This is a genomic window from Phormidium sp. CCY1219, assembly GCF_035615515.1.
Taxonomy (GTDB): Bacteria; Cyanobacteriota; Cyanobacteriia; order Cyanobacteriales; family Laspinemataceae; genus CCY1219.
The window spans coordinates 1-22,629 of record NZ_JAJENT010000285.1; the positions used below are offsets into that span (position 1 = coordinate 1).

At 51.4% G+C, this 22,629-nt stretch carries 16 protein-coding genes; 7 read left to right on the forward strand and 9 right to left on the reverse strand.

What is annotated here, in order from left to right:
• Positions 1-180: hypothetical protein (locus tag LKK83_RS04300; protein WP_324629652.1), on the forward strand; the 180-nt coding region annotated here is incomplete at its 5' end.
• Positions 181-219: 39 nt separating this feature from the next.
• On the opposite strand, the gene LKK83_RS04305 is transcribed toward LKK83_RS04300, so the two are convergent.
• Complete coding sequence (locus tag LKK83_RS04305; protein ID WP_324629653.1) at positions 220-1,452, reverse strand: cation:proton antiporter; 1,233 nt, start codon at positions 1,450-1,452, stop codon at positions 220-222.
• 420 nt (positions 1,453-1,872) lie between these two features.
• The gene (gene crtO / locus LKK83_RS04310) at positions 1,873-3,570 is read right to left on the reverse strand and encodes a beta-carotene ketolase CrtO (protein ID WP_324629654.1); all 1,698 of its coding nucleotides are present in this window, start codon (positions 3,568-3,570) and stop codon (positions 1,873-1,875) included.
• A 203-nt stretch (positions 3,571-3,773) separates the two neighbouring features.
• Between crtO and crcB the strand changes: the two genes are divergently transcribed.
• The 3 genes from crcB (at position 3,774) to LKK83_RS04325 (ending at position 7,481) form a co-directional block, all read left to right on the forward strand.
• Positions 3,774-4,223, forward strand: coding sequence for a fluoride efflux transporter CrcB (crcB, locus tag LKK83_RS04315; protein ID WP_324629655.1), 450 nt, complete (start codon positions 3,774-3,776; stop codon positions 4,221-4,223).
• A 243-nt stretch (positions 4,224-4,466) separates the two neighbouring features.
• The gene (mgtE, locus tag LKK83_RS04320) at positions 4,467-5,864 is read left to right on the forward strand and encodes a magnesium transporter (protein ID WP_324629657.1); all 1,398 of its coding nucleotides are present in this window, start codon (positions 4,467-4,469) and stop codon (positions 5,862-5,864) included.
• A gap of 45 nt (positions 5,865-5,909) precedes the next feature.
• Entirely contained in the window at positions 5,910-7,481 is a 1,572-nt protein-coding gene (locus tag LKK83_RS04325) for a hypothetical protein (RefSeq protein WP_324629658.1), read from the forward strand.
• A gap of 227 nt (positions 7,482-7,708) precedes the next feature.
• On the opposite strand, the gene rpsU is transcribed toward LKK83_RS04325, so the two are convergent.
• The 3 genes from rpsU to LKK83_RS04340 all read right to left on the reverse strand — a co-directional run bounded on the left by rpsU (position 7,709) and on the right by LKK83_RS04340 (position 10,908).
• Positions 7,709-7,906, reverse strand: a complete 198-nt coding sequence (rpsU, locus tag LKK83_RS04330) for a 30S ribosomal protein S21 (protein WP_324629675.1) — start codon at positions 7,904-7,906, stop codon at positions 7,709-7,711.
• Between the two features lie 484 nt (positions 7,907-8,390).
• Entirely contained in the window at positions 8,391-8,702 is a 312-nt protein-coding gene (locus LKK83_RS04335) for an RNA recognition motif domain-containing protein (protein WP_324629659.1), read from the reverse strand.
• A gap of 256 nt (positions 8,703-8,958) precedes the next feature.
• A complete protein-coding gene (locus tag LKK83_RS04340; RefSeq protein WP_324629660.1) occupies positions 8,959-10,908 on the reverse strand; it encodes a hypothetical protein in 1,950 nt (649 codons plus the stop codon).
• Between the two features lie 364 nt (positions 10,909-11,272).
• Here LKK83_RS04340 and LKK83_RS04345 point away from each other — a divergent pair, with 364 nt between their 5' ends.
• Both LKK83_RS04345 and LKK83_RS04350 read left to right on the forward strand, forming a co-directional pair.
• Complete coding sequence (locus LKK83_RS04345) at positions 11,273-13,201, forward strand: PAS domain-containing sensor histidine kinase (protein WP_324629662.1); 1,929 nt, start codon at positions 11,273-11,275, stop codon at positions 13,199-13,201.
• Positions 13,202-13,564: 363 nt separating this feature from the next.
• A complete protein-coding gene (locus tag LKK83_RS04350; protein WP_324629664.1) occupies positions 13,565-16,003 on the forward strand; it encodes a glycoside hydrolase family 31 protein in 2,439 nt (812 codons plus the stop codon).
• A gap of 21 nt (positions 16,004-16,024) precedes the next feature.
• Here the strand turns inward: LKK83_RS04350 and LKK83_RS04355 are convergent, their stop codons facing one another.
• The gene (locus LKK83_RS04355) at positions 16,025-17,719 is read right to left on the reverse strand and encodes an ATP-binding protein (RefSeq protein ID WP_324629665.1); all 1,695 of its coding nucleotides are present in this window, start codon (positions 17,717-17,719) and stop codon (positions 16,025-16,027) included.
• 438 nt (positions 17,720-18,157) lie between these two features.
• Here LKK83_RS04355 and LKK83_RS04360 point away from each other — a divergent pair, with 438 nt between their 5' ends.
• Entirely contained in the window at positions 18,158-18,736 is a 579-nt protein-coding gene (locus tag LKK83_RS04360; RefSeq protein ID WP_324629667.1) for an NADPH-dependent FMN reductase, read from the forward strand.
• A gap of 189 nt (positions 18,737-18,925) precedes the next feature.
• On the opposite strand, the gene LKK83_RS04365 is transcribed toward LKK83_RS04360, so the two are convergent.
• From LKK83_RS04365 to LKK83_RS04375, 3 genes are read right to left on the reverse strand one after another with little or no spacing between them, the layout of a single operon-like run.
• Entirely contained in the window at positions 18,926-21,277 is a 2,352-nt protein-coding gene (locus LKK83_RS04365; RefSeq protein ID WP_324629668.1) for a hybrid sensor histidine kinase/response regulator, read from the reverse strand.
• A 33-nt stretch (positions 21,278-21,310) separates the two neighbouring features.
• Positions 21,311-21,943 carry a chemotaxis protein CheC gene (locus LKK83_RS04370; RefSeq protein ID WP_324629670.1) on the reverse strand — a complete coding sequence of 211 codons (633 nt, stop codon included), beginning with the start codon at positions 21,941-21,943 and terminating at the stop codon, positions 21,311-21,313.
• Between the two features lies 1 nt (position 21,944).
• A complete protein-coding gene (locus LKK83_RS04375) occupies positions 21,945-22,313 on the reverse strand; it encodes a response regulator (RefSeq protein WP_324629671.1) in 369 nt (122 codons plus the stop codon).
• Positions 22,314-22,629: the final 316 nt, after the last annotated feature.

Genomic DNA, 22,629 nt, shown 5'->3' on the forward strand with positions numbered 1-22,629 from the left:
TTGAAATCGCGGCTACACAGGCAAAGTCCACCTTCGTGGACTTATTCTTTTTACGGCTATTCCACCGGACATGATATCAAGCGCTATAGTAGCGGTTTAGAAACGGCTTTACCCATTGCAGAGGTACTCGCAGAACCCCGAAGCTGGCCAGAAAATAACCCGGTGTTTAAGTCTCGGTGAGCCGATTTATGCCACCGCGTGTGTCGGGAACTCGGGCGATTATTGGGCGGTGGGCGGTTCGGTTTTGCTCTGATACCACTTCATCAAGGGCGTAGCGCTAATCCCGTGCAATACGGTGGAAATCAGCATGGTGAGAAAGACGATCCAGGCAATTTTTTCCGCCGTTGCACCACTTAACCCGTGACTTAAGGCATAGGTTAAATAATACAACGACCCGACGCCGCGAATTCCAAACCATCCTAACAAGAAGCGCTTGGCGGGGTGAAAGCAAGCGCCGATGGTACTAACCCAAGCGCCTGCGGGGCGAATGGCGAAAATTAACAAGCCGGCGACGAGTAACGTTTCGTTGGCGTAGCGCAAAATCGGCTCAATTTGTAACAGAGACCCGAGGATTAATAAGGTAGCCACTTCCATCAGTTTTTCCAGACGTTCGGTTAAGCGCAATTGGGAGAGAGTTTTTTCCACGGCGCGATAACTTTGGCGAACCGATATACCGGCGACAAATACGGCGAGAAACCCATAGCCGTTGATGAGTTCGGTGACAGAATAGGCGATAAAAATGGTGCTTAGGGCGATGAAATCTTCCATCAGCTCGTCTACGGGACGAAATTGCTGCAGGGTGCGGTCGATCCAAACAATGCTTTTTCCCACGAGAATTCCCATTGCAATTCCCGCCGCGATCGCCCAAATTAAATCTACCACCAACCAATCGTGAATCCAACGGTTTAAGTTGCGATCGCCTAACCAATATAACCCAAAATACACGAACGGAAATGCCAAGGCATCGTTTAATCCGCCTTCGGAGGTTAAGCCAAAGCGCAGCTCATCTTTATCGTCCGAATGCGCGATTTGTACTTCCGAGGCTAACACCGGATCTGTGGGGGAGAGAATGGCACCGAGTAACATAGCAGCTCCCCACTGTAAGTTTAGCAAAAAATGACCCACGAGGGCAGTTCCCGCGATGGAAATGGGCATCAAAAACCCAATTAACCGCGCCGTAATTTGCCACGCCCATAACCTTAGGGGACGATTCATTTTTAAGCCGCAACTAAATAGGGAAACAATGACCACAAATTCGCTCAGGCGTTCTAATACTTTGGCATTCGGTTCCATTTGAATCAGTTGCACGCCATACGGGCCGAGCAAAAAGCCGACGATTAAATAAATCAAGGCGAAAGAAAGGGGTAGGCGCTTAATCCACCCGGAAAATACCGTCACCCCCAATAAAAGCAGACCGAGTGCTAACAAGCGAATAATGTACGGATCTGCCACTGCGATCGCACCTCCAATTTAGCTTACGTTCATCACAAAGTTTTGCCCTGATTTGGGGCTTTACTGTTTCCCAGGACAAGCTGGGTAATATCGGTATCGAGCTACCACATTACCACATTAATCCAGCTATTAGTGAAAATTTGCCAGAATATTTTTAGGAGTGATTTGGCGTTGTTTTATCCAGATTCGCGCTTTTAATCGCTTCCATTTTTATCGGATGCGGTAGCTATTTCCGGGATTTCACATGAGTTAAAATAAAGGAAATCTCTGGGTTTTTAATGCGTTATGTTATCCGAGGCGGAGCCTCGGCAAAGGCGTTCCCAGGCTCAGCCTGGGAACGAGGTTGGAGGGGGTAAAATTGGCTATTTTCAGGCGCTTGATTGGGAAGAAATATTAAGCAATTTTGGGACTTTATCGGTGTTATGGATGGTTAAAAATGGATTTTGTCATGGACTGAAATACACCTTGGGCGTCGTGAACGGTGCGAGCAACGGGTTGATGATGGAATAGGAAAGCGCGAGCGCAATTGCGTCCGGGCATTCCAGAAATGGAACCGCCCGGATGAGTGCCGGCTCCGGTTAAAAATAATCCTTCAATCGGGGTTTTGTAGTTGGCGATTTCGGGCAAGGGGCGGAAGAATACCATTTGGTCGAGGGTCATGTCCATGTGGTAGTAATTGCCCTTGTAAGCACCGAGGCGGGTGCCGAGTTCGGCGGGACTTTCTACGCGACGGGCGATAATCGAGGATTTGAGATTGGGGGCATAATCGGCTAATTTATCGATGACGCGATCGGCCACTTTATTTTTTAATTCACAAGTCCATCCGGTACCATTGAGACCGGTGCCTTCTGCGCCTGCAATTTGATAGGGGGCGAAGAATTCAATCCAGAGGGTATGTTTGCCTTCTGGGGCCATTGAAGGGTCGAGAACCGTGGGAACCACAGCATAGAGGGAGGGATTTTCGTCGGGAACAATGCCGAGTTGACATAAGGAGTGAGCTTGTTCTACATGATGTACTGAGTCTGCAATTAATAACGACCCAACGAGATAGTTATCTTGATGATTGTAGGCGCTAAAGCGGGGAATTTCCGAGAGGGCGCAGTCAATTTTGAGGATAGTTTCGTTGTTGTTGACGATTTTGCGGTCGAGACGATCGCGCAAATCGGGGTCTACCGATGCGATCGCGGTGGGATCGACCAATTGGAGGAAGACTCGTTTGGCGTCGATATTGGAAATCACGCCTAAATTGGCGCGATATTCTTCGCCCCCCGCGACTCGCACGCCGACAGCGCGATGGCGATCGTCGATCAGAATGCGGTCCACTTCGCGATCGCACAGGACCTCGCCCCCGAGGTGGCGAACCAAATTCAGCAGGGATTGGGTTAGCGCGCCGGTTCCGCCTCGGGGGCGGGTCATTCCGGGATGATGGCGCATGGACATCATTATCGCGCCAATTGCCATGCCTTTTTGCGAGGGGGGGGTACCGATTTCCGAGGCGAGGCGCGCCAGTGGCGCTTTCACCACTTCCGTGTCGAACCATTCTTCTAGCACGTCTTGGGGACTGCTGAGCATGGTGCGGACGAAATCGAGAATTTTGTCGGGAGAACCGAGAACCGAGAGTAAATCTTTGAGTTTTTCTGTGTTATAATTGCCGGCGATATCGATAATCGATTTGGGTGGGGCGTTAAATAGGGGAGTAATTGCGCCAAGCAGACGCTGCCAAAAATTAACGAAATCCACGTATTTGTCTGCATCGCGATCGCTATAGCGCGCGATTTCCGCCCGAGTTTTTTCGATGGATTGATGGCCGAGGAAATACTTGCCATCAGCTTGGGGACAAAAGACTACCGGGTCGCAGTGGAGGTAGTCCAATCCATATTTAGTTAATTCTAATTCTTTGACCACCGGACCGAGGTGAATAAATTCGTGGTCGATCGCGCAGAGGTTAAACTGGAATCCGGGGGCGGATTCTGGCATGACTTCTTCCGTGGTCGCTGCGCCGCCAGGAACCGATCGCTTTTCCAGCACCAGCACGCTTTTGCCTGCTTTGAGTAAATAAGCGGCACAGACTAAGCCATTGTGACCCGCTCCAATAATAATGGTATCGTAGGTTGACATACAGAAAGCTCCTGGAAGCACTGAATTTTTTGTATTTTACAAAAATTAACAGCCCGATGGGTTCTATCTGGGGAAAGAGATGAGCGGGAGAAATGGCGGGAGTGGGCGCGTTTTTATGGAGGGGGGAGAGATAGGGTTATAATCCGTTTGATGCGAACAATGGCGATGGGAGGTCGCCTCGGTGGAAGGCGAACGAAACAACCATGAGATTTAACTTGAGCGTTTTATGGCAACAGGGTCTAGAAATGCTTGCGGTAACGAGCCAAAGTCCCACAGTAAGAACCCCGATTGCGATTAGTTTGGGAGCGATCGCAGGCGCGCTAAGCCGATATTATATCACCACTTGGTTCCGGGAGCAGTGGGGAAATAGTTGGCCGTGGGGAACCCTTTTTATTAATTTAACCGGCTGCGTGGGAATGGGATTTTTTGTCACCCTAGTTTTAGAGAAATTTCCCACCCTAATGCCCGAGGTGCGGTTGACGATCGCCGTGGGATTTTTAGGGTCATATACCACCTTTTCCACCTATGGATTAGAGACAGTAATTCAACTGCGCGATCGCGGAATTTTGCCAGGAATGATGTATTGGGGAGGCAGTGCATTTCTGGGAGCGATCGCGGCCTATTTGGGCATCATATTAGCCAGGGCGAGGTAAATCGCGGAAGGGAAAAAGAGGGAAGTGGGACTGGGGTGGCGCGCGATCGCGCTGTAGGGGGCGACGAAAGGGGTGGAGTGGGAAAAAAACCCGCCCGTGGAGAGCGCGCCACCGGGGCGGAAGAAATTGCGGAGGGGAAAAAAGGGGTCACGAACGGATAGAATTTGTTTGTGCTGGCGCTTTCGCAGAGGCGTTTAAACTGTATGCAGCAATTATCGTCGGACTGGATCCAGGGAGTTTGCCTTGACTGAAAATCAATATCCATCCTCTCCCCTCCAGACCTTGTCGCGGAGAGAAATAACCGAGTTAGTGCGATCGCAACTCGCGGCGCTGCTCGACCAAGGAGACCTCCAGGGGGCGAAAGCGATCCTGGTACCGGTTCAGCCTGCAGATATTGCCGAAGCAATTGAAGGATTGCCCGAAGCGATGCAGGCGATCGCCTTTCGGTTGCTATCGAAAGACGAAGCCACCGAGGTTTACGAACATCTCGACTCCAGCGTGCAGCAGGCGCTGCTAGAGGAATTCAGGCGTCAAGAAGTGCTCGACATCATCGAGAACATGTCACCGGACGATCGGGCGCGACTGCTGGACGAATTGCCCGCCAAGGTGGTGCGTCGCCTGCGGGCGCAACTCTCCCCGGCGGAGTGGCAATCCACCGCCTTGCTGATGGGATACGAACCGGGGACGGCGGGGCGAATTATGACCCCCGAGTACATCTCCCTGAAAGAAAACATGACCGTGAGCCAAACCCTGGAGCGGATTCGCAATCTAGCCCCAGTCACGGAAATCATCTACTATCTCTACGTCACCGACGTGGCGCGCCAGTTAAAAGGCATTGTCTCCTTGCGCGATTTAGTCATCGCCCAACCCGATCGCATTGTGGGCGAGTTAATGACCCGGGATGTGGTTTTCGTGCATACGGATACGGACCAAGAAGAAGTAGCGCGCCTGATCCAGCGCTACGACTTTCTCGCCATTCCGGTGGTGGATAGCGAGCAGCGGTTGGTGGGGATCATCACCGTGGACGATGTAATCGATATCCTGGAGCAAGAAACCACCGAGGATATCTATGCCTTGGGTGGGGTACAATCAGAAGGCGACAATTACTTTCAAACCAATTTGCTCACCGTGGCCCGTCGGCGGGTGGTTTGGCTGTTCGTCTTGCTGATTACCAATACCGTCACTGGAACCATTATCAAATCCCAACAAGATATCTTGCAGCAGGTGGTGGTATTGGCCGCATTTATTCCCCTGCTGACGGGAACTGGGGGGAATGTGGGGGCACAGTCCTCTACGGTGGTGATTCGCGGGATGAATACGGAGGAAATCCGCTTGCTCGGTCCGTTGCAGGTGGTGTGGCGAGAGGCGATCGCTGGCGGATTGCTCGGGGGAATCTTGGGCAGCATTGCTACAGTTTGGGGATTCTTCTTGCAGGGAAATTTAGCGGTTGCCTTCTCCGTGGGCATTTCTTTGATGGCAATTTCGATTTTGGCCTCGGTGTCGGGTTCGGCGCTGCCGTTTTTATTCCGGGCGTTGAAGTTAGATCCGGCGCTGATGTCGGCCCCGTTTATTACCACGGCGGTGGATGTACTGGGGGTGTTGATTTATTTTACGATCGCCCGATTGGTGCTGCAACTGTAACTGGGGTCTGTGGTTCGTAGGTAAGGGGACTGGGAAAAAAGCAACATGTTTACTCATCGTCATTGGTGGCTGATTGCCGAATATGTCTGTTTGTTCGCTTCGGTGGTGGCGGCGATCGCGGCGCTGTTTTTTGCGCCGTTGGTGACCGTTGCCCTTCCGTTCATCTGTGGCGCGATTCTGTTAAACGCGATCGAGCGGATCCGACTGGAACAACTGACCCGGCGCATCGGTGGAACGAACAGCCGCCTGAACCGAGAACTGTCGGAAGATGTGGAACAGTTGCGCCAACAGGTGGAGGGGAAATCCCTGCCGACTCAGGGCGCGGACAGCAGCGGCGATCGCCCCAGTGCCTCCCCTAGCGCCGAAGCAGTGGCGGACTTGCAACGCCGTCTCGCCGCCTTAGAAACCCACAAATCCGAGACCCTAGAGACCCAAATTGCCGAACTCAAAGAGCATTCTGGAATGCTCAACGAATCGATTTCTAATATTATTGCCTATTTGAATCGCTCTGCATTATTATCCCGCATCGAGCGCTTAGAGGAAGCTACCTTACAGCTTTCCTCGCGCATAGAGACGCCGATTACAGCTCCCGAACCGATGCCTTCCGCGCCTGCACAACCGCCGCCAGAAGGGTCAGCAGAGGCGGAACCCCCCACATCCGCGCCCCAAGGGAATCGGTCTGGGGACAAGGTGGTGCTACCGAGTTTTAGGAAAAGCAGGGAACCCGCGCCGCAAAATTGGAGCTGCATCCAGAGTTTACCGGCTCATGCGGATTGGGTAAGGGCGATCGCGATTAGTCCGGACGGCAAAATTTTGGCCACGGGGAGTTTCGATACCAGTGTGAAGCTGTGGAAATTGCCCAGTGGGGAATTGATGCAAGTGCTGGCGGAACATGAGCGCGGGGTGTTTTCCCTGGCTATCAGTAGCGATGGGGAAACTTTGGCCTCGGCGAGTTGGGATAAAACGGTGAAATTGTGGCGGTTGCCCGGGGGAGAGCTCGTGGAAACTCTCAGCGGGCATACCGGTTCGGTGCGAACTGTGGCGATGCATCCGGATGGAAAGGTTCTGTTTAGTGGCAGTTTTGACGAGACGATCGCGGTATGGGATTTAAGCCGCACGGAACAAATCGGCAGGTTGACGGATTATACCGGTCCGGTGTATTCGGTGGCGATTACTCCCGATGGTGAGAAGCTGGCGCGCGGGGGCGGGGATGGTCGAATTACACTTTGGCAACTGGAGAGTGAGGAAATTATCAATAGCTTCACCGGCAGTTTGGATGTGGTGGAAGCGATGGTGATGACGCCGGATGGGCGGTTGATGAGTGGGAATGGGGATGGCAGCATTCAACTGTGGGAATTGAGCCAGGGGGGGGTGCTGTGGACGACGCCGGGGCATTTAGGTCCGGTGACGGCCCTGGCGATCGCGCCGGATGGGGAGACCTTTGCCAGTGCCAGTGCCGATGGAACGGTGAAGATTTGGCACCTGTCCACTGGGAAGTTACTTTGCACCCTGACCGAACAAACTGGGGCGGTGATGTCTCTGGCCTTTTCGCCGATAGAAAATCTACTCATCAGCGGTACGGCGAATGGGATGGTGAAGATTTGGCAGCGCGATTAGCATAAAATTGGCAATTTGTCAACTCGAAAAACGATTTACCCGCCGTAAGTGAAGGTTGGCGGTTGTGATTGTTTGCACAGTTCCCGGAAAGGCGGTGTGATTGTGGCGCGGCTCGGATTTCCGGTGGAATGGCGGGAGAATCCCTCGATACGAACTTTTCCCCCTACAAAAAACCGCCGGAGCAGAAGGTAGGGGGTTGAGGGCGTGAATTGGAGCGTTACAAAACGTTAGCGGTTAGATTTAAAGGAGCGGAAGCGACGCTTCCGCCGTCGGGCAATGGCTTTGCGCTTGCGTTTTTCGATTGGCGTTTCAAAGTGACGCACGCGCTTCATATCTGCAAAAATTCCTTCTCGAGACACTTGACGCTTAAATCGGCGCAATGCTGACTCAATTTTTTCGTTTTCACCCACTACAACTTGGGTCATTCTACCTCCTAAGCGTTTAAACAAATAGTTACGGGCGATCGCTTGACTTTCACTCAGGCGATCGCCGAGTTTGGGAAACTCATCGGTCACACTCTCGCCCTGCCCTTACTGCAACATCGGAGCCACAATGCAATATTGTGCTTTCGGTTGCCCGGATCTGTCCTTAATAAACCTGCCGCGTCGCTTTTGAGCCGTACTCTAAACAGACGCGGCGTGACCTCGGTTCCGAATTGTTCTCTTGTTTACCTGTAGGCCAAATGTCAATCTATTCAAACCGGCGGGCGATCGCCTCCCCCGCAAAAAAAAGCCTTTCAGTATAACCGATCTGAGCGAAACCGACAGCGTTTGAACTCGCCTGCCAGTTCGCCATCGTCTCGCTGGGGATTTTTCCCTTGCGTTCGCTGGCGGATAAGGGCAGGTTTTGCCCGTCAACCTCTCGATTTCCGGTTCAACTGAAGGCTAGTTTTATCGGGAACGGTGAAGCTTAATAGCGGGATTTGGAATAGCCGCGATTGTTACCGCCACCCCAGTTACCGCCAGAGCGTCTTTTGTCTTCCCGGGGTCTTGCTTTGTTGACTTTCATCGAGCGACCCATCCATTCTGCACCATCGAGTGCTTCAATGGCGGCAGCTTCTTCTTCTTCGCTTTCCATTTCCACGAAGCCGAAACCGCGCTTTTTACCGGTTTCCCGGTCTAAGGGAAGATTAACCCGCTTCACGGTGCCATAGTCCCCGAAGACCTCATTGAGATCTTCTTGATTTACATCATAAGATAAGTTGCCGACATAGATTGACATAAAGCCTCTCCAGAATCAAATAGCGTAGAGAGTTCGTTCCGGAGATCCGCCTGTAACTAATGAACACAAACACGATAACCGAACGTTTTTCTCTGGACGTTACTACTGTAGCATGCTCTTAGGGTTTTGTTACCCTTCCTTCCTCAGAAAATGTAAATTTTTTTTACAATCAGCCATCCTCGCGGGAGGGAAAAATCCGGTCATTCTCAATTTTGCACCTTTTATTCTCAATTCTCCATCCTTTTTTGTCAATTTTTTACGGTTTTGCCTCCCATTCCGGTCCGCTGACGGTGGCTCGCAAGCGCCAGGTGCCCAGGTGGGGATGGTTGACCTGCAAGAGGCCGCTGTTGACCTTTTGACTGACGTAGGGACTGTCTAATATCGGCCAGTCTTCTAGGTTGAGCGGTTCGCCGTTAATGGTGGCCGAGGCGATCGCCCCATCCGGTTGATAGGTCATGGTCAGGCGATCGCCCTCCAACCCGCGATAGGCCAATTCAAACTCCTCGGCCCACGCCTCATCGGTCACCGAGGTGCGATCGAGGGCCTGGGTCAAGCGCTCCCAATCCGGATAATCAGCCAAGCGCGCCACATCGGTTATCCAGGCGGTTTTCTCACCTCGGGCGACCAAGGCTTGATAGTCGGAGTGTTTTTCCGACACCGGCACTTGCAAAGAAACGCGCTCCCCCCAGGGGCGGGCGAGGAGCCAGACATTTTCGATTTGCCAAATATACCACTCGCCATGCCGTCGCGGTTCCCCGTAGCGCTGGGGTAGCACTAAATGAGAGCGCGCGGGCACCCCGGCTTGGATATCTTGGGGATTCAAAATTTGCTGATAGAGGACCGCACTGCGGCCTTGCACGTACTGATCTGCTGGACTGCGACCGGTGGCCATTGGAGTGTGATAGGTGCCGCCGAGACTGACCACCGCATTGTCGAGACCTTGGCGATCGCGAATCACCAGCTTATAGGTAGCATATTGGGCGCGAATCGTGCCTTGGACTTGGTAAGAGCGGGAGGGTTCTAGCAGGGTGCTTAAACTATAATCCTCCGTCACATAGAAGGTTTCCCACAGATGATTTTCTTTGTGGTAACTGTAATAAACCGGGTGACTGGCACGGGCGAGAAACGGGAGGGGCACTTCTTTGTGCGCTAAGGCGTGCAAGTGGGCGGGAGGACGATAGGAACTCAGGGCCGGTGCGAGAGCCAACCGGGCATAGCTAGACTTCATATTGTCGGCGATTTCTGTGGGATCGGCCTCAGACCCGGGGGGGAATCCCCACCAGATCCAAGCCACCGCCGCCAGTCCGCTATCCCAGGTGGCGCGATCGAACCCGCGACTTTCCGCACCCCCCGCCGTGCCCCAACTCCAGCGTAGGGCCATATTTGTGGCATACCAGTCTAAAATTGCTGTGGCCAGTTTTCGCAATTCCGGGGTGCGGGCGAAGTCGTAGAGATTGAGCAATGCGCCGATACTATAACCGTAATAAATAGAGGAATGAAATTCCCCTTGTCCGATGGTTAGAAACTTGTCGAGTTCCGATCGCAGCCATGCTTCGTTGGTGGCGGCGGTGGAGGGATAGGTATCGCGAAACCCACTCCCATCGCTCAATGCCAGTCCGGAGGCGCGCTGCATGAATTTGTGATTTTCCGTCCCCCCTTCATTCCATTCCTTGACTCGGGGGCGTTGCAGCATACTGCGATAGCTTTCCGTGACTTCAGTCGGCATGCGATCGCGATTCTGGAAAAAAATGCGAACGTCGAACAAGCTGCGAAAGTGATAGAGGTCCGGGCGCTCTTTTTCCAGGGTCATCAGCATATCCCAACTGGGTTGCGGATCGTACTCGCGATCGAGAGAGAGTTTAGCTAAAATCACCGGCAGTAAGTATTTGTGCGGGTCGCCGATATTTTCCCGTCGCCACCAGCGATCGAGTTTATCTAAATCTTCCCGGGCGATTTTCTGCCGGATGGCGATACTTCTGCGCCAAAATGCGACTTCTTGCGGATCGGTCCAGGCGGAGGGCGATCGCCGTTGGATTTGGGTACTTTGCTTTCGCAGTTGTTCGCGGCGATCGCGATCGAATTGAGCGGAAGTGCTGCCTTGTGGGGATGAATTGGCGCTTTGTAGGCTTATCCCCGCGAATGTACCTAGGGCGATCGTCAGCACCAACGATGCAACCCCATAGCGCATTTTTATCGGTAATTTCATAGCAGACAAATTCTTTGGTTAGATAGAATTAAAACAAGGCAGAGTGATAAAATTTTGCCTCAAAAGGGGGGGAACCTAGATTTTTGTGCGTCATAGAGGGAGGGATAAAACCATAGATTGAGATTTTTGATGCCAATCATAGGCAAGCCTGATTTGCCCCATCCTGGCGCGGCTCAACCCGACCGGGGCGGTCTGAAAACCCCCCGCGATTCTCGGGGAACTGAACCCCTTGCCGCCGAATTGAGCGATCCCAAAGGGGACAAAAGCAGTAAAATAGCAAAATAATTTATTATTTCTTAATCTATCATACCAAATTCGGTGCAGATTGAGTTTGATTTTTTATCGTGCGAGTGTGGCAAATAGCATGAAACAGATAGACGAGCAGATGACAATGGTAGAAATGAAACCCGTAAATTCTCCAACCTCGGTCAGCCGCTACCATTCTCAACCCCGAGGATTTCCCGGAAGCGAAGCACAACTGAGTCAGTTCGTGCAGTGGGTTCCCGGGGCCGTGGCAATGGTCGATCGCCAATTGCGCTACCACAGGGTATCGCGCGGCTGGATATCTCAGTGGATCGAACCTGCAACCGATGGGGCCGGCGAAGAGGCGACCCGGGAGATGCAAAGCGCGGTGGTGGGGCGATCGCTGTGGGACACTGGGGTGGCTTTTCCCCGGGAAATTGTCGAGAGTTGTAGGGTGTGTTTGGCGCAAACCCAATCGGGATGCGAGGAGGTGGTCTGTCAGCAGGGTGATGGAAGCGAGGTGTTGATGCGCTGGCAGATTCAGCCGTGGTATCGGGAGACGGGAGAGTTGGGAGGCGTGATGCTGTTTAGCGAAGCCATTGGCGATCGCGTGGCATCGGAAAACATTGAGGGCAACGAAGCCTCCTTGCGCCAAGAATACCTGCGATTAAAAGCTTTATTTGAAGAACGCACCGCACAGCTCAAACGAACCAACCAACGGCTGATGTCGGAAATTCACGAACGCGAAGAAGCGGAAGTGTCATTACGCAAGCACGCGCAGATGCTCGATTTGGCGAATGACACGATTATGATACTAGATTTGAACTATCGGATTACCTATTGGAATCGCGGGGCGGAACGACTCTACGGATGGACGCGAGAAGAGGCGATGTTACAACCGGTGCATGATTTTTTGCACAGCCAATTCCCGCAACCGCCCTCGGAGATTAAAGCAACCTTATTGCGCGATGGATATTGGCAGGGGGAGTTGATTCATACCAAGCGAGATGGAACGCAAATTGTGGTGGCGTCGCGCTGGACTTTGCAGCGCGATGAAGCGGGGAAACCAACGGCAATTTTAGAAATCAACCACGACATCAGCGATCGCAAAAAAGCCGAAGACGCCCTGCGAAATTCCGAAGCAGCATTGCGGGAGAAAAACCAACAACTGGAACAAACGTTACTGGAGTTACAAAAAACCCAGGCGCAGTTAATTCAAACCGAAAAAATGTCCAGTTTGGGGCAGTTAGTGGCGGGGGTGGCACATGAAATTAACAATCCGGTGAATTTTATTTACGGCAACCTCAACCACGCGCGACAATACATGCAAGACTCGATCGAGATGATTTCGCTTTATCAAGCGCATTATCCCGACCCGGTGGCACCGATTAAAGAATTCGCCGAGGAGATAGAATTGGATTTCGTGCTGGAAGATTTGCCGAAAATGCTCGGATCTATGCAAATTGGCGCGGAACGAATTCGCGAAATCGTGCGATCGCTGCGGAACTTTTCTCGGGTGGATCAAGCGAAGTGCAAAGCGGTGGATATTCACGAAGGAATCGAGAATACCTTGCTGCTGTTGAAGCATCGCTTCAAGGAAAAACCGGGACATCCGAAAATCGAGATTATTAAAGAGTTTGGCGATATCGGGTGGGTGGATTGTTATGCGGGTCAGATAAATCAAGTGTTTATGAATATTCTCAGCAACGCGATCGATGCGTTGGAGGAAATTGCGATGAGGGAGGGTTCGTCCTCCAAGGATGGCGAACCCCTGCAAATTCGCATTCGTACCGAACGCAAAGGCGATCGCGCGGTTATCCGGATTAGCGATAATGGGCCGGGGATTCCCGAGTCGGTTCGCCGTCAGTTGTTCGATCCGTTTTTTACCACCAAACCCCCGGGGAAAGGTACCGGTTTGGGCTTGGCGATCGGATATCAAATCGTGGTGGAAAAACATCGGGGGAATCTACAATGTACTTCTACTCCCGGGAAAGGCACCGAGTTCACAATTGAAATTCCGTGCAATCAATGTGCGAAAAAGCGGGGTTAAAGGAGTTGGGGCGCGGCGATTGCAGCAGCGATCGCGCCTCTCCCCCTTTCACGCCTCTGCAAAACTCATATATATAAAATTCCCTTACCAAACCCCCAATAACCGTAGGGTGCGTCACCCCCGCCACCAAATAATCGGGAACATCCCCCCATCCCATCCGGGGGTGACGCACCGCCTCCAAACGGGAAACATCAACCCTCGATATATAACAACCCCGCCACAAATCAGAAACGGAAGGCGAAGTCACGGGAAAAATTGACGAGAAAAGTCTATCTATCGGAAGATAGACCAGAGTAGATACTCTATTATAATTCAAACCATCTCTGTTGTCAACCATTCCCAGACGCAAAACCTAAAATTCTGATGAATATTAAAAAGCAAATTGCCTTAAGATTGAGAACGATTCGACTCGAACGCTTTATTGCCTCTTTGATTTATAGCTGGCAGCGAGACCGAATCGAACGCCAGTACGGCAAACCCAAACCCAGCGAACCGATGCAAACGCCGGGGCAATTGCAAGGGCTAAAAAAGACCGATCGCGGTGCTTGGATGCAGTTCGAGCGCGCTGCAGTGCAGGTAGAATTTTTAAAGTCAGATTTTGTGCGAGTTACCTGGGAACCGGGATGGCTGCCGGTGCCCTATGCGATCGCGAAAGAAACTTGGCCGGAAGTGAAAGTTACAGTGGAGGAAAATCGGGATAAAATCCTCATTTCCAGTAGCCAATTAACGGCAATTGTCAGCGGGGAAGGTAGCATAGAATTTCTGGACGAAAGCGGGCGATCGCTGCGTCAAGAATTGCCGCCCCAGCGCCAGGGAGAACAGTGGACGCATGGAGCGAAATTGCGATCGCGAGAACGCATCTACGGATTGGGAGAACGCGCCGCCCCGTTTAATTTGCGCCTGCAGCAAGGCAAAAAATATCGGATGTGGCACTACGATGCGGGGGGACTCTACGGCCCGGGAATGGATCCGCTTTACTTGTGCATTCCGGTGTATGTGGGATTGCACGAAAACGGCAGTTACTTGATATTTTACGAAAACTCATTTGATGCGAATTTTAGCTTCAACGATGTGGCAACGGCTGAATTTCAAGGCGGGGCAATTCGCTATTATTTTACTGCCGGAAATCCGAGACAACTCCTGGGAAATTATAGCGAACTCACCGGGGGTCCGCCACTTCCGCCGCGCTGGGTATTTGGGTATCATCAATCCCGCTGGGGATACGAAACCGAAAAAGCAGTGCGAGACACGGCGAACGGCTTCGAGAAATACGATTTGCCCTTAAGCGCGATTCACCTGGATATCGATTGCAAAGATAACTTTCGGTCGTTTACCATCGACCCCGATCGCTTTCCCAAATTGCGGGAATTCAATCGAGAAATGGAGGCCAAGGGAGTGCGAATTATTGCGATCGTCAATCCCGGAGTAAAGCGCGATCGCAACAACAAACTGTATCGCGAAGGGGTCGCCCAAGAGGTATTTTCCACCCTGCCCAATGGGGAAATTATCCATGCCCCCGTGTGGCCCGTGATGTCCGCCTTTCCCGATTTTACCCATCCTCTCGCCCGTCATTGGTGGAGTCGGCAATATGAATACCTGCTGGATTTGGGCGTGTGCGGATTTTGGCATGACATGAACGATCCGGGAGTGTTTACCTTGTGGGGGGATGCCACCTTGCCCACACCTACCCGCCATTTTATGGAAGGCAGAGGCGGAGACCACCGCGAAGCGCACAACCTGTATGGATTGTTGCAAGCGCGCGCCGGATACGAAGCGCTGCGCGACTATCGCCCGGAACAACGTCCCTTTATCGTCTCCCGGTCCGGTTGGGCGGGGTTGCAGCGCTATGCTTGGACCTGGACCGGAGATATCGAAACCAGTTGGGCGGGATTGCGGCAAACGGTATCCACAGTGCTAGGGTTGAGTTTATCGGGCATTCCCTATACCGGGCCGGATATCGGCGGATTTAAGGGCAATCCGAATGCGGAATTATACTTGCGGTGGTTTCAACTTTCTACCTTTTTGCCCTTTTGTCGCACTCATTCGGCGAACAATGCCAAACCGCGCACTCCTTGGACTTATGGAGAACCGACCTCGAGTTGCGTGCGGGATTTGTTGCGTCTGCGCTATGGACTGATTCCGTATTTTTATACCTTGGGATGGGAAGCGCAGGAAACGGGCATTCCTCCCATTCGTCCCCTGTTTTGGGAGGAACCGGACAATTCGCAGTTGTGGGATGTGGAGGATGCATTTTTCCTGGGGGATGCGCTGTTGGTGTATCCGATTGTGTTTGCCAAAGCGCGATCGCGACTGGCGATTGTTCCCCGGGGGTACTGGTATCGACTTTCGGACGATTCTCGCCTTCAAGGGTCGAGAAGGTTGCGGTTGGACGTTCCCCTGGCGGAGATTGCGGTGTTTGTGAAGGCGGGAAGCATTTTGCCAATGGAAGCGGGAAAAACCCTGATTTTGCACCTGTATCCGCCGGTGGAAGACAGGGGTGAGGGAAGGGTCTATAGCGATGCGGGAGATGGATATGGCCCGTGGCGATTGGATGGGTTTGAAATGACGCGAACCGCCGAGGGGTTGGAGTTGAATTGGCACTCACAGGGTACCTATCCCTTTGTTTACCAGATGGTGGAGTTGCACCTTCACGGGATGAAATTGCAGCAGGTGTGGGTGGATGACCGGGAAGTGCGGTTTGGTTCCCCTGCGCCGGAGACATCCCCGGTGAAGATTGCACCGGGAATGGTGGTGTGCTGCGATCGCTTCCAACAGGTGCGGTTTTTGGGTCGGATGGATTGAAAATCTCCCCATCGAAGGCGGTTATGCTTGTTCGGAGGATGCTACCGAGGCGGTGGCAAACTCACCGGGGCGATCGAACATTTCCGGCGGGAGTTCCGGCACATTGGGCGGAATTTCAATGGTAAATTCCGTCCCTTTCCCCGCTTGAGAATTACAGTGCAAGGTTCCCCGATGCTTTTCGATAATTTGATAGGCGATCGCCAATCCCAATCCGGTTCCTTTGCCCACCGGTTTGGTGGTATAAAATGGCTCGTATATTTTATCTTGCAGTTTATCGCTAATCCCAATCCCGTTATCGGCAATGCAAATTTGTAGAGCTTTATCGTCGGTGACTCGAGTGCGAATGTGAATGGTCATTTGTCCTTGGTCATTGGTTATTTGTCCTTGGTCATTGGTCATTTGTCCTTGGTCATTGGTTATTTGTCCTTGGTCATTGGTTATTTGTCCTTGGTCATTGGTTATTTGGGGTTGGTTGTTGGGGGTTTGTCCTTGGTTATTGGTCATTTGTCCTTGGTTATTTGAACCTGTTACCGATGACGAATGACCAGTGACCGATGACTCCACTGCATCGATCGCGTTATTGAGCAGATTGATAAAGACTTGATTGAGCTGACCGGGATAGCATTCGACTTGGGGCAAATTGCCATAGTCTTTAATGACCTGAATGCTGGGGCGATGGGGTTGGGAGTGGAGGCGATAGTCTAGCATCAGCAAGGTGCTGTCGAGATTTTCGTGAATATCCACCACTTTTTTTTCTGCTTCATCCAAGCGGGAGAAAACGCGCAGAGACCTGACGATGTTGCGAATGCGATCGGCTCCCGATTTCATAGATTGGAGGATTTTTTGCAGGTCTTTGGCTAAAAAATCTAGGTCTATTATTTCGATTTCTTCGGCAATTTCTGCTGGCGGATTGGGGTAATGAAGTTGGTAAAGGTCGATGATATTAAGTAAATCGCGAATATAATCGAAAGCGGGGGCGATATTGCCGTGAATGAAGTTAATCGGGTTATTAATTTCGTGAGCGATGCCGGCGACGAGTTGTCCGAGGGAGGACATTTTTTCGCTTTGAATGAGTTGGGTTTGGGTGTGTCTGAGTTGGTGCAGGGTAGTTTCGAGTTCCTCGGCCCGATCGCGCAGTTCAGTTTGCGATCGCCCTAGTGCTTCTTGAGCCTCAGAACGCTGATGATTTTCCTGTTTGAGTCGTTCGTTGGCGTCGGCGAGGGATGCGGTTCTTTCTGCGACCCGTTGTTCTAATTCTTGGGTGAGTTTGCTGAGTTTTTCTTGGGCTTGAATGCGATCGCGAATTTCATTTTGCAGTGCTGCATTGGCGGACTTTAGTTGTTCCGGGGAGGGAATGGCGAGAATTTTTGGCACTAGAGTGAGGAGAACGGCGGCGGTACATAAAGAAACGGCGGCGGTGATTGCTTTTAGGAAACCGGAAAGCCAGTAGGTAGGATGCCACAAAGTCCAAACTTCCATTGCATGGGTAATCCCGCAAAAAATAATAAACGAGCCAAACAAAAAAAACAGCCAGTCAAAGGGCAGATCGCCGCGCTTTTTGACCAGATACACCAGTTCTAGGGGAATGAGGAAATAAGCGAAGGCAATCAGAGAATCAGACAACAGATGGAGTCCGACTAATTCGGGTTTCCAGAGATAACAATGTCCGTGCGGAATAAAAGGTCCAGACCACAATTGGGTGACGAGGGCTACCATACAACCTCCTAAACGATTGAGCTACAATTTAGATGAGTGGTTTTCGGGGTTTGTCAGCAAAAAAAAAATTTGAGAGATGCGATCGCGCTTCTCCCGAGAAACGGCACAGTTTAAACACTCTCTTTGGATGAATGCGGGTTGAGTATAGCAAATTTGGCGAAATAATGCGTCCGCAATAGGGTAGAAATCGGCGAAAAAATATTTAGCTTCGGAATGATTTGCGATCGCCCCTTTGCCCCAGTCCCCCAACTACACCACAGGGAAGAAAAAAATCGATTGGCGATGTAGGGTTCAAAAGCGACTATAATTTTTCCTCAGTGTTCCCCGGTCTCCATTGCATCACCTGGGTGAGTTTCACTTGTGTTAGGGGGCGATCGGAGTCAGACCTCGCGTCTGGGGTTGGAATACTCGCGTATGACATAGTAACAGGAGCAAACGATGACAAAGCCGAAAATTCTTGCATTTGCCGGGAGTACCCGGGAAGCGTCTTACAACAAACTGCTGGTGAAAATTGCCGCCGCTGGGGCGAGAAATGCCGGGGCGGAGGTAACGGAGGTGGATTTGCGAGACTTTCCGATGCCGTTATTCGACCAAGACTTGGAAGAAAAAGAAGGAATGCCCGAGACGGCGCGTCAGTTTCAAGACCTGATCCGATCGCATCAGGGGTTTTTGATTGCCTCTCCGGAATATAATAGCTCGATTACTGCGGTGCTGAAGAACGCGATCGACTGGGCCTCGCGTCCCGATCCGGGGGAACCGATTTTGGCGATGTTTTCGGGCAAAGTGGCCGGCATTATGAGTGCCTCTCCCGGGGGACTGGGGGGGTTGCGCGGGTTGGCGAGTTTGCGGGAAATGTTAGCCAACATGAATATCCTGGTGATTCCGGAGCAAAAAGCGATTCCGCAAGCGTTTCAAGCGTTTAATGATGATGGAAACTTAAGCGATGAAAAAGACCAAGAAGCGATCGCCAATATCGGCGCAAGCGTAGCCACAGTTGTGGCGAAATTACACTCGTAAACTGGTGACGATCCGGGTGAGGTTCTCAGATTTTCTCTGGGAACTTCACCTTGGGTCATGGAGAGAGAGGAGAGAGTGCGGGCGATGAGAGAGAAACCGGATTTGTTCGCCACCGAGGGATGAATTGGCCACCGATGCGAGTGAGTAACCCGGTGTTTTGTGGGATGACGCTGATTGGGAACTAACGCCCTAGGGTTTGGCGATAATTTGCTGTAAGATTTTGAGTAAATCTTGGGTGGGGTAAGGTTTCGGTAAAAATGCCTTGACACAAGGGTGGTTGGAGGGGGTACAATTGAGGGAATTAGAAAAGCCGCTGACGGTAATAATTTTTACCTGCGGGTTCATTTTTTCTAACACTTGAATGGTGGTTGGGCCATCCATTGTGGGCATAATGCTATCGAGCAAAATGACTTGGATTTCATTTTGATGCTGGGAATAAGAGGCGATCGCTTCAATCCCATCCCTGGCGGTTAACACCCGATAGCCGTATTTTTCCAGCAGGGTTTCGGTGGTTTCGCGAATGGTGGGTTCGTCATCGACGACGAGAATGCATTCCCCGTGACCGCCATTGCATTCTGTGGATTGGGATTCCCGGGGCATGCTGGATTCCACAGCGGGCAGATAAATTTGAAATTCGGTGCCTTTTCCCGGTTCGCTGACCACATTGATAAATCCTTGGTGACTTTTAATAATTCCCTGCACCGTGGATAACCCCAACCCGGTGCCTTTTCCCACTTCTTTGGTGGTAAAAAATGGCTCGAAGATGCGGTCTAAAATATAGGCGGGGATGCCAGTGCCGGTGTCGGAAATTTTCAGGCGAATGTAAGGCCCAACTCGCGCGTCGAGATGAATCGAAAGGCTGGTTTTATCGAGCCAAATATTTTCGGCGCAAATGGATAAAGTGCCGCCATCGGGCATGGCGTCGCGGGCGTTGACGCACAGATTCATTAAAATTTGATGCAGGTGAGTGGCATCGCCGACGATCGCCCATAGGTCTGGGTCGATTTGGGTGGAAAATTTAATGGATTTGGGAAAGGTTTCCCGGGCGATCGCGATGGTTTCATCGATTAAATGCTTTACCTGCAATAGGGTGCGATCGCCATCCAATCCCTTGGCGAAAGAAAGCACTTGTTTCACCAAATCTGCGCCGCGCAGGACATTCATTTCCAGCATTTCAATTAACTTTTCGCGCTTGTGACTGGCGGCGTTTAATTGCAACAGTTGCACCGCCCCTAAAATGGGGGTAAAAATATTGTTTAAGTCGTGAGCGATGCCACTGGCGAGGGTGCCGATGCTTTCCATCCGTTGGGCGCGCAAAAACTGCGCTTCCAGTAATTTTTTCTCGGTAATATCCGTGTTGACGGCTAAAATCGAACAAGGGCGATCGCTCTCGTCGCGCACCAAACTCCAGCGACTCGCCACCACAATTTCTTTGCCCTCTTTAGTGATTTGAGGCAATTCTCCTTGCCATTCGCCTTTTTCCAGTACGGTTTCCCATGCTTGTTCGATTTGCGGTAAAATATCGCGATTGAACAGTTCTTGTGCCGGTCGCCCCATTACTTCAGTGGCAGTCCACCCATACAACCGTTGCGCGCCTTGGTTCCAAAATAAAATCCGGGTTTCTAAGTCTTTTACCAAAATCCCGTCAGTGGCAATATCCAGCAGCGCCGCTTGTTGGCGCACTCGTTTTTCGGCTCTTTTGCGCTCGGTAATATCATACATTGCCCCGACAATTTCTTCATCCTTGCCATTCGGGTGACGCACCCATTTCATTTCATCGCGAAACCACCGATAGGAACCGTCTTGGTGGCGAAAGCGATATTCCAAACAAGCATGTCCCTGTTCCCGAAGGGGGGCAATTTTTTCCCCTAGGTATCCCACATCATCCGGGTGAACTTGGGCAATCCAAAAATTCGGATCGGCGAGAAATTCTTCTCCAGAATATCCCAGTTGCTCCTTGACATTTTCGCTGATAAAAGTGGTGGGATAATTGTCTTGCCCCTGACAAGTATAAATAATAGCCGGACTGGAAGAGAGCAGATATTCCAGGCGGGTTTGACTCGATCGCAGGGCCGTTTCGGTGCGCTCTAATTCCTCGATTTGTCGTTGCAGTTGGGTCTCGCGCATCGCGCGTTCCGTGACATTTTCGATCGCGGTAATCGTACCCACCACCTCTCCTGCTTCTATCAAGGGAGCAATTTTAGCACTTTGTGGCATATAGGTCAAGTCCTTTGCCGTTCCCGCAGAAATGGGCAGCAGATAATCGTGCAAGCGCTGAGACAGCAGCACCACTTGACCGGCGATCGCTTGCTCGTAAAAGCGATCGAGTCGTCGCTGTTTCAGTTGCGGATAAACCTCGAATAAATGCCGACCGATAATATCTCTCGACCTAAATCCGGTGTGAATTTCCAGCCAATGATTCCAACTTACAATCCGCAAGTTGGCATCGGTGGTAAAAATTCCCTCTTCTGCCAAATCATTCAACCACTGCAACAAAGCTTGTTCGTGTTGTAAATTCAACAATTGATTGTCGCTCATCATTGTCTCCCTATTGCCAAAAAACGAGTGTTCTCATTACCCCTCTGGCCCAGTTTCTACCAGGTGCGCCCAGTTATCCACTGCTTCCAATAGATTTTCTAGCGACACCACACTCAACACCATCACCAGATAGCCGGTGACCGAATCATCTTCCATGCGAAATGCCGTGTAAACCACCATTGCATAGCGCATTTCTTCATAGCCGATATTCAGGGAATGAAGCAGTCCATCCACGGCATCTAAATGTAACCGGGGCACAGAAAAGGAAATTTGCATCTGTAGCAAATTGCCAAACACGCTCAAACAAGCATTCAATAAAATATTACCAATTTCGGTTAGCACTTCTGCTGCGGAACTATCCAAGCGATCGCCCCGGTGATGTTGCTGGGGCGTCACCAAATCCGTCAGCATCAATGCACCATCATAATTGAGCAGCAATAACGCATTTCCCGACACCCGACCCGTAAAAATTTGCTGAACTGTGGCAATTTCTCCCTCCACAAAACAGGCGAGTTTGTCGCTGAGTTCTTCAATCGGATGAATCGAAACCTGGGGCACTTCTAACAATACGCGATACCCGGTCAATTCCGAGAGGGATGCTGCAGTTCGCGCAAATCCCATATTCAATAATTCGCTTAACGCATCGCGCTGCAGGTCCGTTAATTGCATCCTACACCTCCATCCCTTGCAAAATGCAATTCACCGTTTCCGTCACGGTAGCGGCGTTAAAAGGTTTAGTCATATACCCCATTGCGCCCGCCGCCATGACGGTGGCGCGGGTTAATGCTTGCAAATCTGCAGTCGCCATTACCACTCGCGCCCCTGCATCGAACTCGCGCAATTGTTTTAACACTTCTGTCCCCTGCATATCTGGCATTGCCATATCCAGCAAGACCAAATCCGGTTTTTCTAGAGCATACTGTTCGATCGCCATCAGTCCATTTTTGGCCTCGATTATCTCATGCCCTTCCGGTTGCAGCATTCGCCGCAGCATTCCCCGAGACATCGTGGAATCATCCACGATTAAAATTTTTGCCATCACCATGCCTCCTTATCACCGCCCCACGGCATGTCTCCGTACCGAGGTGGCGCTATGCGATCCTTTTTATTTAGTGTGCCACAACCCCTCCGGTGAAGTGAATTCCCGTCACAATTTTCAATAAATCTTTAAGGTGGTGTTCTCCTCAATTGTGGCTAGGGGCCTTGGCTTCACCCCTTGCATTTCCCGGTTCCAATGCTTGTAAATTCGAGCGGTTTAATTTATAGTTTAAACTAGGCATCCCGTCAACTTTACCCGGATTCGAGAGGATAAACCATTGATTTGCTATAACAAATATTATCCTCAATGGTAACGC

What these genes read in the sequence shown, in the direction of transcription:
- LKK83_RS04345 (WP_324629662.1), top strand. Translation starts at nt 11,273, where the DNA reads ATGAAACAGATAGACGAGCAGATGACAATGGTAGAAATGAAACCCGTA.
- LKK83_RS04355 (WP_324629665.1), bottom strand. Translation starts at nt 17,719, where the DNA reads ATGGTAGCCCTCGTCACCCAATTGTGGTCTGGACCTTTTATTCCGCAC.
- LKK83_RS04335 (WP_324629659.1), bottom strand. Translation starts at nt 8,702, where the DNA reads ATGTCAATCTATGTCGGCAACTTATCTTATGATGTAAATCAAGAAGAT.
- crtO (WP_324629654.1), bottom strand. Translation starts at nt 3,570, where the DNA reads ATGTCAACCTACGATACCATTATTATTGGAGCGGGTCACAATGGCTTA.
- rpsU (WP_324629675.1), bottom strand. Translation starts at nt 7,906, where the DNA reads ATGACCCAAGTTGTAGTGGGTGAAAACGAAAAAATTGAGTCAGCATTG.
- LKK83_RS04350 (WP_324629664.1), top strand. Translation starts at nt 13,565, where the DNA reads ATGAATATTAAAAAGCAAATTGCCTTAAGATTGAGAACGATTCGACTC.
- crcB (WP_324629655.1), top strand. Translation starts at nt 3,774, where the DNA reads ATGAGATTTAACTTGAGCGTTTTATGGCAACAGGGTCTAGAAATGCTT.
- LKK83_RS04370 (WP_324629670.1), bottom strand. Translation starts at nt 21,943, where the DNA reads ATGCAATTAACGGACCTGCAGCGCGATGCGTTAAGCGAATTATTGAAT.
- LKK83_RS04360 (WP_324629667.1), top strand. Translation starts at nt 18,158, where the DNA reads ATGACAAAGCCGAAAATTCTTGCATTTGCCGGGAGTACCCGGGAAGCG.
- LKK83_RS04375 (WP_324629671.1), bottom strand. Translation starts at nt 22,313, where the DNA reads ATGGCAAAAATTTTAATCGTGGATGATTCCACGATGTCTCGGGGAATG.
- LKK83_RS04365 (WP_324629668.1), bottom strand. Translation starts at nt 21,277, where the DNA reads ATGATGAGCGACAATCAATTGTTGAATTTACAACACGAACAAGCTTTG.
- LKK83_RS04325 (WP_324629658.1), top strand. Translation starts at nt 5,910, where the DNA reads ATGTTTACTCATCGTCATTGGTGGCTGATTGCCGAATATGTCTGTTTG.
- LKK83_RS04340 (WP_324629660.1), bottom strand. Translation starts at nt 10,908, where the DNA reads ATGAAATTACCGATAAAAATGCGCTATGGGGTTGCATCGTTGGTGCTG.